The organism is Novosphingobium sp. AP12 (assembly GCF_000281975.1).
Lineage (GTDB): Bacteria > Pseudomonadota > Alphaproteobacteria > Sphingomonadales > Sphingomonadaceae > Novosphingobium.
The window spans coordinates 12,277-24,624 of sequence record NZ_AKKE01000016.1 but is presented as its reverse complement, the minus strand read 5'-3'; the positions used below and the strand labels follow the sequence as shown (position 1 = coordinate 24,624).

At 62.6% G+C, this 12,348-nt stretch carries 12 protein-coding genes; 8 read left to right on the top strand and 4 right to left on the bottom strand.

Annotated elements, in window-relative coordinates; translation table 11 throughout:
- Nucleotides 1-25 precede the first annotated feature (25 nt).
- The 5 genes from PMI02_RS03465 (at nt 26) to PMI02_RS03440 (ending at nt 5,425) form a co-directional block, all read left to right on the top strand.
- On the top strand, nt 26-283 hold the full coding sequence (locus PMI02_RS03465) for an Atu4866 domain-containing protein (RefSeq protein WP_036502075.1): 258 nt from the start codon (nt 26-28) through the stop codon (nt 281-283).
- Nucleotides 284-342: 59 nt separating this feature from the next.
- The gene (locus tag PMI02_RS03460; RefSeq protein ID WP_007678784.1) at nt 343-1,728 is read left to right on the top strand and encodes an NAD-dependent succinate-semialdehyde dehydrogenase; all 1,386 of its coding nucleotides are present in this window, start codon (nt 343-345) and stop codon (nt 1,726-1,728) included.
- A gap of 213 nt (nt 1,729-1,941) precedes the next feature.
- On the top strand, nt 1,942-3,486 hold the full coding sequence (locus tag PMI02_RS03455; protein ID WP_238538969.1) for an esterase family protein: 1,545 nt from the start codon (nt 1,942-1,944) through the stop codon (nt 3,484-3,486).
- A gap of 26 nt (nt 3,487-3,512) precedes the next feature.
- A complete protein-coding gene (locus PMI02_RS03450) occupies nt 3,513-4,226 on the top strand; it encodes an aspartate/glutamate racemase family protein (RefSeq protein WP_007678781.1) in 714 nt (237 codons plus the stop codon).
- Nucleotides 4,227-4,258: 32 nt separating this feature from the next.
- A complete protein-coding gene (locus PMI02_RS03440; protein ID WP_007678779.1) occupies nt 4,259-5,425 on the top strand; it encodes a retropepsin-like aspartic protease in 1,167 nt (388 codons plus the stop codon).
- A gap of 235 nt (nt 5,426-5,660) precedes the next feature.
- On the opposite strand, the gene PMI02_RS03435 is transcribed toward PMI02_RS03440, so the two are convergent.
- The 4 genes from PMI02_RS03435 to PMI02_RS03420 all read right to left on the bottom strand — a co-directional run bounded on the left by PMI02_RS03435 (nt 5,661) and on the right by PMI02_RS03420 (nt 10,127).
- Entirely contained in the window at nt 5,661-6,611 is a 951-nt protein-coding gene (locus PMI02_RS03435) for an MBL fold metallo-hydrolase (protein WP_238538968.1), read from the bottom strand.
- Between the two features lie 267 nt (nt 6,612-6,878).
- A complete protein-coding gene (locus PMI02_RS03430; protein ID WP_202948598.1) occupies nt 6,879-7,262 on the bottom strand; it encodes a VOC family protein in 384 nt (127 codons plus the stop codon).
- Nucleotides 7,263-7,419: 157 nt separating this feature from the next.
- Nucleotides 7,420-8,526, bottom strand: coding sequence for a catalase family protein (locus PMI02_RS03425; RefSeq protein WP_007678772.1), 1,107 nt, complete (start codon nt 8,524-8,526; stop codon nt 7,420-7,422).
- A gap of 788 nt (nt 8,527-9,314) precedes the next feature.
- Nucleotides 9,315-10,127, bottom strand: a complete 813-nt coding sequence (locus PMI02_RS03420; RefSeq protein ID WP_238538967.1) for a nitroreductase — start codon at nt 10,125-10,127, stop codon at nt 9,315-9,317.
- Here PMI02_RS03420 and PMI02_RS03415 point away from each other — a divergent pair.
- The 3 genes from PMI02_RS03415 to PMI02_RS03405 all read left to right on the top strand — a co-directional run bounded on the left by PMI02_RS03415 (nt 10,092) and on the right by PMI02_RS03405 (nt 12,253).
- Nucleotides 10,092-10,529 (top strand): MarR family winged helix-turn-helix transcriptional regulator, encoded by a 438-nt coding sequence (locus PMI02_RS03415; RefSeq protein ID WP_007678768.1) that lies wholly within the window; start codon nt 10,092-10,094, stop codon nt 10,527-10,529. The two genes, PMI02_RS03420 and PMI02_RS03415, sit on opposite strands and share 36 nt — an antisense overlap.
- A gap of 123 nt (nt 10,530-10,652) precedes the next feature.
- Complete coding sequence (locus PMI02_RS03410; protein ID WP_007678766.1) at nt 10,653-11,396, top strand: NADPH-dependent F420 reductase; 744 nt, start codon at nt 10,653-10,655, stop codon at nt 11,394-11,396.
- Nucleotides 11,396-12,253, top strand: a complete 858-nt coding sequence (locus tag PMI02_RS03405; RefSeq protein ID WP_238538966.1) for an SDR family NAD(P)-dependent oxidoreductase — start codon at nt 11,396-11,398, stop codon at nt 12,251-12,253. The genes PMI02_RS03410 and PMI02_RS03405 overlap by 1 nt, the downstream gene beginning before the upstream one ends.
- Nucleotides 12,254-12,348 lie beyond the last annotated feature (95 nt).

Below are 12,348 nucleotides of genomic sequence, written 5' to 3'. Positions count from 1 at the left end.
GCAGCCCGAGCGCGGAGATCGAAAAATGACGGATACAGACCCCTCGCCGGTCGTCGGACTGTGGGTCACGGCGGACGGTTACATTCGCCAGGAACTCATGCCCGATGGCCGCTACGACGAGGCCGGAGGCAACCAGAAAAGCGCCTATCAGGGCCGTTACGAGGTCGATGGCCCGCGCATCCGATACTGGGATGACACCGGCTTCGAAGCCGACGGCACGTTCATCGACGGCGTCCTCCACCATGTCGGCATGAAATTCCGCCGCGAGGCGCCGCCGAAATAGCACGCGCGGTTCCACCGCCTTCCCGTCGCCGTATCCAAACTCCAGCATGAGGTGAAATCATGATTACCGTCTACAATCCGGCCAACGGCTCTGTCGTCGGCGAAGCGCCCGAACTTTCCGTCGCCGAGGTCGGGGCAGCCATCGATCGCACCTGCGCGGCGTTTCCCGCATGGTCGCGCCGGCTCGCCAAGGAACGCAGCGAGTTGCTACGGGCGTGGTTCGATCTGGTGAAGGCGGACAAGCGCGCTTTCGCCGAGATCATGGTGCAGGAGAACGGCAAGTGCCTCTCCGAAGCACTCGGCGAAATCGACTATGGTCTCGGCTTCATCGAATGGTATGCCGAGGAGGCGAAGCGCGTCTACGGCGACACCATCCCGACCCACGCCGCAGGTTCGTCGGTGATGGTCATCAAGCAGGCGGTCGGACCGACTGCGGCCATTACCCCGTGGAACTTCCCGTTCATGATGATCTGTCGCAAGATCGCGACCGCGCTCGCGGCGGGCTGCACGATGATCATCAAGCCGTCCGAGGAGACGCCGCTCACCGCCTACAAGCTGCTCGACTATGCCCGAAAGGCAGGCATCCCGGCGGGCGTGTTCGAGATGGTAACCGGCAATCCCAAGGAAATCGGCACACTGTTCACCGGTGACGACCGCATCCGCAAGATCTCGTTCACCGGCTCTACCGCAGTCGGCAAACTGCTTGCCAGCGCGAGCGGCGCGACGCTGACCAAGATGACGCTGGAACTGGGCGGCAACGCGCCGTTCATCGTCTTCGACGACGCCGATTTCGACGAGGCCATCGCCGGCGCCGTCGCCGCGAAGCTGCGCAACTCGGGGCAGGTCTGCATCTCTCCCAACCGCTTCTACGTGCATGACGCGATCTACGATCGCTTCGTGGACGCATTGGCGGAACGGGTCGGCGGGATCGAGGTCGGCGATGGCATGCGCGAGGACTTCGTAGTCGGCCCGCTCGTAAACCAGACCGGCTTCGACAAAGTCGCGGGCCTTGTCGACGATGCCCGCAGCCATGGCGCCCGCGTCGTCATCGGCGGCAGGCAGCACAGTCTGGGCGGACTGTTCTACGAACCGACGATCCTTGCCGACATCGGCGACGATGCGGCCATGGCCGAGACCGAGATATTCGGGCCCGTGATGCCTATCTACCGCTTCCACACCGAGGAGGAGGTGATCGAACGCGCCAACAACTCCGAATACGGCCTTGTCGCCTATGCCTTCACGCGGGACCTTGGCCGGGCGTTCCGTCTGTCGCAGGAGATCGAGTCGGGCATGGTCATCCTCAACTCCGGCGCGGTCGGCACGGCCTCGGTCCCGTTCGGCGGCGTCAAGCACTCCGGCTACGGCCGCGAGGGCAGCTATTACGGCATCGAGGAATATGTCGAGGTCAAGTACGTCCTGATGGCCGGCCTCGCACGCAAGCCCTGACGGACAGCGCGTTCACGCCCCGGGCACGTCCGCGCTGTCCGGAGCCGAACGCGTCTTATCCTTCCGCCCTTCCCGCGCGGGCATAAGGGGGCCCGCGGTTGCGCGACACACGGTAATGGTATGACGACCAGGTGTGACCGATCTCCCCTGCGCAGCGAATAGAGAAGAATGAGAGCTTTTCCTGTCAGATCGCTTGCCCGTCCGATGTGCCTGATGTTCGGCGCGCTGTGGCTGATGGGCGCTGCACATCCCGAAACACGGATCACAGTGACACTTCCAGCGATCGTCGAGGGCAATGCGCCGGGCAGGCTGCTGATCTTTGCCGAACGGGAGCGGGCTGCCGATGCGAACGTCGATGCCGTGGACATAGGCGATCCTGACGCGAAGGTCGCAGTCGCGGCTCGTGACGTCTCCGATTTCGGCACCGATCGCCGTGCCGTCATCGACACGGACGACCTCGCATTTCCCATGGGTTTCGCCTCATTGCCGCCGGGCGACTATCGCGTGCAAGCCGTTCTCGATCGCAACGGCGATTACAACTATGCCGGCAGAGGCCCAGGTGATCTTGTCTCGAACGTCGTGACTGTCCGTCTTCCTCTGGCATCGCCCGCCGAGATCGCTCTGGATCATGCCATCGGTCCCGGCCCCGGCCAGTTCGACACGGCGGGTTATCCCCCGGCTGCCGTTGCGCAGATTGCAGCTTCGCGTGAGCATCTGCACGACGAACGCATCGTGTCGCCGTCGCTGACCCGCTTCCGTGGTATTCCCCAAACGATCAATGCATGGGTACTGACACCCCCCGGCTACGACGCGAAGGCACGGGTGACTTATCCGGTGGTCTACACCGCCGGCGGGTTCGGCGCGACGCACACGCTGGATGGCCAGCAACTGTCCCGCCAATGGCATCTGATGGAGACAGGAGCGATCCCGCCGATGATCTGGGTGGCGCTCGACTTCTCGTCGCCGACCGGCACGACGGAGTTCGCGGACAGCCTGAACAACGGGCCTTGGGGAGAGGCGCTGATCCGGGACGTGATCCCCACGCTGGAGGCGCGATATCGCATGGACGCCCGGCCGACCGGTCGCTTCCTGACCGGGCATAGCTCCGGCGGATGGTTCGCCCTCTGGACCATTGTCAGTCATCCGGAGATGTTCGGCGGCGCCTGGCCGACTTCGCCCGACCCGTCCGACTTCCACGATTTCATCGGCGTGGATCTCTACGCGGCAGGCGCCAACCTCTACCATGACACGAGCGGCGCGGCGCGTCCGCTGGAACGCGCCGGTGGCAAGGTGCGGCGGACCATCGAGCAGCAGTCACGTCTGGAAGCCGTCCTCGGGCGTGACGGCGGGCAATTCCGCTCGTTCGAATGGGTCTTCTCGCCGCGGGGTGCGGACGGCACGCCGGTGCCCATGTTCGATCGCATCACCGGCGCGGTCGATCCTGCAGTGGTGGCCTATTGGCGCAGCCATTACGACATCGCATACCGGATCGAGCGCGATTGGCACCGCCTTCGCAAGGATCTCGACGGGAAGGTACATGTCTCGGTTGGTACGGCCGATTCAAACTATCTCGACGGTTCCGTCCGGCGCCTGGAAGCCGCGTATGACAAGGTGGGCGGCCATGCCGACTTCACCTACGTGCCCGGCGCCACGCACAGCATGAACCAGGTCTATGCGCGCGATGGGGATCGCAACGGCCTTTGGGTGGAAATGGCGCGCGCAATGTTCGTGATCGCGCGTCCATCCGGCCATAAATAGTCATGCCTGTCGGATGGAGTGAAAGCATGCTGATGATCGGCCTCATAGGCGGCATGTCGTGGGAGAGTTCGGCGGAATACTATCGCATACTCAATGAAGGCGTGCGCGATCGGCTTGGCCCTACGGCCTCGGCCCGTTGCCTGCTGTGGTCGTTCGAGTTCTCGGAAATCGAGGACCTTCAGCATCGCGGGGATTGGGACGCACTGGGCGAGATGATGGTCGATGCCGCCCGTCGGCTGGAAACGGCCGGGTGCGACTTGCTGCTGATCTGCACGAATACGATGCATCGGCTCGCGCCGGGCGTCGAAGCCGGCGTCCAAATACCGCTGCTGCACATCGCCGATCCAACCGCCGAGGCCATCAAGGCTGCCGGGTTGAAGACGGTCGGACTCCTTGGAACCGCCTTCACTATGGAGCAGGATTTCTACAAAGGGCGGCTCACTGAACGGCACGGACTCAGCGTCATCGTTCCTGAGGAGCAGGACCGTGCGACGGTCCACCGCATCATCTACGACGAACTGGTCGCGGGGAAGATCGATGCCGCCTCTCGCGCTGCCTATCGGGACATTATGGCACGGATGGTCGATGCCGGGGCGGAAGGGATCATCCTTGGATGCACCGAGATCATGCTGCTGATCGGTCCCGAAGACAGCCCTGTCCCGATTTTCGATACGACTGCGCTGCACGCCGCGGCAGCAATCGAACGACCCCTGGTCGCATACCCCGCCGATCCCGCCTGACCGCTCCTTAGCCACATACAGGGACGCAAACGATGTTATCCATCCTTATGCTCGCCGCGATTACCCATGCCCTTCCGCAACCTGATCCCTATGCTCCTTCGCCCAAAGACGAGGCGGGTCGTCTGGCATATCGCGCCGAAATTGGCGGTGACCCGGAGGCACGCGCCATTGAAACCTGGCTTCGCCGACATCCGAACGCTCCCGCTGCGCAGCGGGCCATGCTGGCCCATCGGCTATGCCTTAATCTTGGGGTGCTGGTCGGCGGAGAGCGACGGGTGGCAGCCTGTCGCCTTTCTGTTGAGCTTTCCGGCGATGCCGAGGATCGATCCGACCTCGCCATCGCCGAGGCTTTCCAAAATGAGCCTTCGGTCTCGGCCACGGGATCGGTCACCCCACCGCTGGCTCGGTCCAAGGTAGGGCTATCGATGATCGGGGTCTCTGCAAACGATACGCCATCTTCCTGGCTGGTCGATAGCGGCGCGGAAATCTCAGTCGTCGCAGAAAGCGAGGCCAAGAAGCTGAACCTACGCATGGTGACGGGATCTGCGCCGATCGGGACTTCCACGACAATCAAGGTCGAAGGTCGATTTGCGATGATCGATCGGCTGACGATCGGTACGGCGCTCATCGCGCATCTGCCGGTGCTCGTGCTGCCCGACGCGATGCTGCGTCTTCCCGATGGGAACGTGCTGCCCGGTATCCTGGGACTGCCGGCGCTGGCGGCTTTTCACCAGGTTGCATGGCTCGACCACGGAACTCGTCTGGCCCTTGGTAAGACCGGCCCGAAGGTGAACCAGACGTCGTCGTCGGTTGCCACGCGTCTGTATTGGGATGAACGCGGGCTGGGACTGGCGCTATCCACGCAGAAGGGCGTGCAGGGGATATTCCTCGATTCCGGCGCGAACGCCAGCCAGTTGGGAGTTCCGGCGTTAGCCTTATTAACACCTGAACAGCATGCCAGCATTTTTGAGGAAGATGGAAGAGTTGGCGGGGCTGGCGGTACGTTCGTCGCGAGGCGGCGTAAAATTCCTGAACTGGATTACATGCTCGCTGGCACTCCACTTCACGCCCAGAAAATGGATGTCAGCAGCGGCGCCAGCGATAATGGCGCAATTGGAAACGATGTGATATCGCAAACGGCGATACTGGCGCTCGACTTTGATGTAATGACGGTTGAAGTGAAGGCGGCAGGACAATGAGCAAACTATTCACTCACCAAAATCCAGCCATCCGTCATGCGCTCATAGGCCGATGAACGAACGACTGGTTTTCTCGATCCGCGCTGTCGGTGAACGACCATTCGCGGAGCGCATAGCTGCTCTGCAGCTGTAAAAATTGAAAAGACCGGTTTCGGCGTAAGCGGGCATTCCCTTCATCGCCTCGGAACGACGAATTTTGGTCGCGAGCTGTCCAATCTGCTGCTGGTGGCAAACGTCAGGCGATACCAAAAATGTAGCGCGTTCCAACAACCGAGCGAATTACCCTTTCCGGCATTGCCGCCATCGCGGCAGAGATGAACGCCTCTCCGCTACAATGGCCGGGAATGACGTAGTCCGGAGCCAAGGCTTGCATCATGGTGAGCGTTGCCAGCGCCTGATCGCGGGTTTGCGGTGGAATAAGATGGAAACCGCCGACGATCGCGTGGATTTTATCGACACCCGAAACCGCCTGCGCACGCCGTACCGTGTTGATGATACCGCGATGGCTGCACGACCCGATCACCACCAGTCCGCGTCCCGCTACATTGAAGGCCGTACCAAGCTCATGCTCGGCGTCATCAACCACGAAGGTCTTGTCGCGCTTGGCCGGATCGAGCAGAGCGCGATCGCAATTCTGCCCCGGCAGCATGGCAGTGGGCACACGCGGATGCTCGGCAGACACAAACGGGATCTTGCCCGTGGTGAATCCGGATCCCGCAACGAGCTTGGGCTCTCCCGAAACGACAATATCCAGTCCGGCTTTTCGAATAGCCGGAAGATCGATAGCCCCGAACGAGGGGCCATCCGGGTCCGTGCCCCGGATGCGCGCGCAGAACGCTTCCTCGCCGCCGACGAACAGCGGCGTACCATGCCGGACCTTCCCACCAGCCAGGAAGCCATCCAACCCACCGAAATGATCATAATGGCCATGGCTGAGGACCATCGCGTCGATCGTCTCGGGCGCGATCCCCAGCAGCAGCATATTGTTCAGCAGCGCCGCCGACGTGTACCCGAAATCAATCAGAATCTTGTGCGATTTCCCGCCAGCGAATGCGGTCGCAAGCATCGAATAACCCCATTGGCCGGCGAAAGCTGTGCGATAGTCGGTGGTAGGCGGCGGAGGCATGACATGGAGGCCGGGCAGACTGACGGGCATACCGAAGACGCCGGTTGTGCTGTCGATCAATACCGTTAGCTCGAGCCGCTCAACCGAGGGGACCGAAATCCCATCGCTCGCGCGGAGAGGCGCTACAGGGATGAGTGAAGCTCCAGCCAGCGCCAGTAGGGATCGGCGGGTAAGCTCCACGATATCCTCCCAGAAATCTCGAGCCAGTGCGCCCAGGTCATGAAAGCACCACTACCTTAGCATGTCGGCTTTCAGGCGCGGGCACAACACCGATGAAGGACTGGCATTGGTCGACTGCCGCCGGAAGCCATTGACCGGCCGTGGGACTTATGCCGGGAAGTGGATTCCACAAAGCTTGTTGCCGTCGGGGTCCCGAACATACGCCAGTTCAATCGTTCCCATCCCTGACGTCTCGCGCGGCCCCGGCGCCGCTTCGATCGACGTGCCGCCGGCAGCGACCGCGACGTCGTGGAACCGTTTTACCAGCTCCGGTGAATCGCACGAAAAGGCGACGGTACTCCCGTTTGCCACTGTCGCCGGCTCGTCGTTTATAGGCTGCGTGACAATGAAATTGGTGCCATTTTCATTACGGTAGAACAGGCGCGTATGGCCGCTGTCCGCGATGTTCAGCGTTGCCGCGCTCACGCCCAGGACGCCGAGCAATTCATCGTAAAACCGCTTCGACCTCTCAATGTCGTTCGATCCGACCATCGTGTGAAAAAGCACTCATTTTCTCCTCTGTGTCGATGCTGAAGATACAGCGCGAACGAATTGGGAATTTCCAGACCGTGGCCTTGGGACGCGTTCATGACAGAAGCGCGAATTCAGGTGTGCCGCCCGACTATGTCGACCGGGCGGCACGACGAGTTTATCCTTCGAGCTCGGCCAGAGACTTTGGCTCGCGGATTGGGCAGCCATTACGTTGGCCGCGGAAATCCGCCGATTTGGCATAGGTCGAGTTGCGCGCGCGGTTCACACCGCCAAGCGGCTGATGCGCCGTGATGCCGTGCCACGGCCCGAACGACAGACCGTCCTCCAGATGATCGCTGGTTCCATGTTCCCAGCTGATCTGCGGCTCGACCCTGATCCGCGCGACCACGACGTACGGGCTTGCCTTTTCGTCCCATACTTTGGACGCATCCTCGATCGGCATCGTGTCGAGATCGGTACACAGCTGTACGCGCAGTTCCCATTCGCCGCCCGCTTCGATCATCGTTTCGCGGATGATTTCGCGCAGGGCGTCGGGACGATCGGATGTCTCGACCTTGTCTCCGGTCAGAGCCGTCAGGTTTGGCGAGACCGGCGCGACGTTGATTTTGGCGATATAGTCGCCATAGCGGAAGGGCGTCTGGGTATAATATGTTTCGCCCAGCGGGTGGGTGTTGGGTGCGCCGCCCAGTGTCTGCACCGTGGGGCTGGCAATACCAACCGTCTCAAGCACAGCATCGACCGCCTGGAGAGTTGCCGAAAACGCCTTCTTCAAGCCCTCAGCCTTATCCGTCGTCGATGCGAGCATTTTGAGATTGGCGAGGAAAGCCTTGGGCGTCGCCGACGCGAACGCCGGTCCGTTGACCAGCACGAAATCCTGCGACGATGCCGCCTCGGAACCGGGAAGCCGATCGCCCGCCACATCGAGGATCTTCAGGGCAAGCCCGCGCGGAACGCTGACGCTGTCGTCAAGGATATCGCCGGGCAATGTCGAGAAACGCAGGATCGCATCATACGCGCCAGGCGCCGCGAACACCCCCTGGGCAAGATGCACAGGGAGCCCATCAAGGACGGTCAGCCGCCCCCGGACGATCGCATGGCCTTTGGCGTGCACCGCACGGATTGCATGGCCGAAGTCCTTGAGCGTCGTCTCCTGAATGCCATGGAGCTGTTCCGACAGCCCCTTGATTGTCTCGGCTTCGTCGGCCTCGGATTTCTCGACCGACGGCTGGTAGCGGATCGGTGTCGCGGTAGCATAGTCGGTCATAGATCAGGCCTCTCGGATGGTTCGTCGACGTAACCTTTTACGATCCTTGGTTGTTCCGGATCAGCGCGCGCAGGTGGGTGGTTTCGAGTATAAGAGGCTGATGGTCCTCAACTGAGGCGAGCATCATCGGTCGTTGATCGTACACGCAGACCAGCGGCTACGCTCGAATCGTTCGCCAACGGCCGCGTGACAGGAAAATCCCTATGATGTCCTACACGGCTTCGCGGCTAAGCATATGAACGGACGACCGGTTTTGGGGTGCGCAGGTTTCGCCGGGAATGGCTTACATAGGGCGCGCTGCTGCCGGACCGCTCAAAGGGACAGGAATGGCGGGTTCCGGCAAGAGCGGCCTTTCACGCGCGTGCCGTGGAAAGGCTTGCGTTGATCGACACCTGCCGGGATAGCGGACCGTCAGCAGCTGGGGATCAAAAATTGGCTGCTGAGAGTCTTAATGGGTCGGGCTGCGACGGGCTGGGATTGGGACATTGCGGTCGATCCAGCTGGTGCACGCGAACGACAGCCCTCGTCATGAGCAGCCGTTCGCCCCTCGTTCGCTGAGTGGCGTGATTTGGTCGGCTGCTACCTCTCCCAAAGGTTTCGACCCGCACTAGAACCGGTCGTCACATGGCGTGGGATCGGGAACTTCTTCGAGAGCCAGGACCGAGGGATTCCTCGCCGTGCCGTAGGTCGCTGCTTGCTTTCGCAACCTTTTGAACTCGGGTCGCGGGGTCGGCGCGAGCTACCGGCGTGGTCGCCGCCCGATGCCTCCGCCTCCGCGGGCCATACCGTTAGCTGTGGAAGGTTACGCTCTCCTCGATCGCGACCTTCTCAATGCGATAGCTGTTCGCCGCGGAATTTGGATCCGGGTAGCCGAACGAAATGCCAAACAGCATCTTGAACGACGGGTCGATGCCCAGCTCTTCGCGGATCGTATCGGCGTAGAAGCCAAGCATCGTCTGCGGAATGCCCCCAAGTCCGTGCGCGGTCAGCGACAACAGGAAGGTCTGGCCGTACATGCCCAGATCGCCGGCGACACGCACCTCGTTCTCGCCGACCACCGGCATGAACAGCAATGCGATATGCGGCGCGCCGAAGAACGAGAGGTTGAGCTGCGACGCGGTGCGCCGCTCGTCGAAGTCCTCGCGCGCGACGCCGATCGCCTCGTAATAGGCTTTCCCCTGCGCGGCGGTGCGCTCGCGGTACGCGTCGCAAAAATTGGATGTGGCGAACGGGAAGTCCGGCGTGATCCGGCCGGCATCGTCGGCGGCGAGGATCGCCTTGCTGATCGCATCGCGCCTGGCACCCGACACGATGTGGATCACCCAGGGCTGGGCGTTGCAGTTCGACGGCGCATGCTGCGCATCGACCAGTACCTCACGGATCAGTGCATCAGGTACGACGGTCGGCAGGAACGCCCGGACGGAATGGCGCGCGCGGACGACGTCCTGGAACAGTTTCGTGTCGGTCATGCTGGGATACTCCTGAGCGATCGTATCGCGGGCGCGGATCGGTCCGCGATTTAGTAAGGCGCTAGACAATGTTGCACAAGGGAATATACCGCTACCATGAATGACGCCACGCTTCGACGGGAAGTCGATCAACAGCTTTCGTTCGCGCTGTACGGCGCGGCCAGTCGCGTGGCGCGGATGCACAAACCGTTCCTCGAGCCGCTCGGGCTGACCTTTCCGCAATATCTGGTGATGCTCGAGCTTATGGCGGGCACGCCGCGCTCGGTTGGCGAACTGGGCGCGAAGCTGGGCATGGATACCGGCACTATCACGCCGTTGCTGAAGCGTCTCGCCCTGTCCGGTCTCGTCACGCGTCAGCGGGATGCGCAGGACGAGCGCCGCGTGCTGATCGACCTGACCCCGGCCGGCGAACAGATGCGCGACGACGTCTGGGGCGTCTCGGGAAAGATCCAGTCCGCCTGCCGTCTGACGGACGAAAGTCTGATCCTGCTCAGGGATACGCTCGATGCCTGCGCCCGGCCGCTACCGGACTGAGCGCGGGAATATTGGCCAGGACCATCGACATGGGGCCTGCGCTGCCACCGACGGGCTGACTGTACGTCCGTCGATATCCCCTCCCGGTGAATAATCATCATCTTTAACGAAAGTCTCTGCGTCATGAAAATTGGAATTCTCGGCGTCGGCTTCATCGGCGAAACTCTGGTGCGCAAACTCAGCGCCGCCGGCCATGACGTGCGGGTGGCGAATTCGCGCGGCCCCGATACGCTGCGCGATCTGGCGCAGGAAACCGGCGCGACGGCGGTGACCAGCAGTGAAGCGCTGCAGGATGTCGATGCGATCATCCTGTCCATCCCGCTCGCCAAGATGCCGCCACTCAAGGACCTGCTGGCCAGTGTGCCCGCGGACGTGGCGGTGATCGACACATCCAATTACTATCCGCTGCGCGACGGCCATATTGCGGCGATCGACGACGGCCAGCTGGAAAGCGAATGGGTTGCCGAACAGATCGGCCGCCCGGTGACGCGCGCCTGGAACGCCGTGCTGGCCGGCACCCTACGCAAGGATGGCAAGGCGAAGGGCGAGGCCGGACGGACCGCCATCCCGGTAGCCGGCGACGATGCGGCCGCCAAGGCGATCGCGATGGAGCTGGTCGAAGCGACCGGTTTCGATGCGGTCGATGCCGGCAGCATTGCCGGATCCTGGCGCATTCAGACCGGCAGCCCGGCCTATTGCACCGCCCTGACGGTCGACCAGCTCCACGAGGCACTGACGCTGGCGGACCGCGACCTCGGCCCGGCGCGCCGTGACGCAGGCATGGCGGTCGTCCTCACCTTCGGCGCGAAGTACAACAATGAGGATCTGCTGGCGGTCAATCGCGCCGTCACGCGGTTCCCGAAATGATGGACCAGCATCTGGTAGCCGTCATTACCGGTGCGAGCCGGGGGATCGGCAAGGGGATCGCGCTTGCGCTCGGCCGGCGCGGTGCGACGGTGTATGTCGTGGGGCGCACCACGGTCAGCGGCACCCAGGTATCCGCAGGCGGGATCCCGGTGCCGGGCTCGATCCACGAAGCGGCAGACGAAGTCACCGCCGCGGGCGGTCGGGGCATCGCGGTGGCCAGCGATCTGGCGGACGACGATGCGATCCGCGCCCTGTTCGAACAGGTCGGCCGCGAGAGCGGGCACGTCGATATACTCGTCAACAATGCCGCGTCGCTGCATGACCAGATGGGCACGCGCCCGTTCTGGGAGGCGCCGCTCAAGTTGGCCGACATCATCGATGTCGGCTTGCGCTGCCATCATGTCGCGACCTGGCATGCCGCGCGGCTGCTGATCGCCGCCAGGCGAGGCCTGATCGTCAACATTTCCTTCTACGGCAACGGCAGGGTCCACGATCCGGCCTATTATGCCGCCAAGGCGGGGCTCGATAAGCTCGCCTCGGTCTATGCCGAGGATTTCACGCCGTACAATGTCGCCGCGGTGTCGCTGTGGCCAGGCTATGTGAAGACCGAACGCGCCGAGATGATCGTCGGCGACGCGACCGAGCTGATCGAGGGCATGGGCATGGAAAGCCCCGACTATTGCGGTCGGGTGATCAGCGCCTTGTGGGACGATCCGGAGATGATGGCGCTGACCGGCGGGACCCTGATCGCCGCCGAGCTAGGCGAACGCTATGGCGTCGTCGATCGACCAGGCTTCTCGCCAAAGTCGCTGCGCGCCTTCTACGGCGCACCACATCCGCAATTCGATCGCGTTTGATCGGATCGATCAGGACGTCCGCCGCTAATTCCCATTTTACTCCCGTACGAGCAGCTTGGCCGACTGGGATCGCGATCGACCGCTACTGGCGGAAC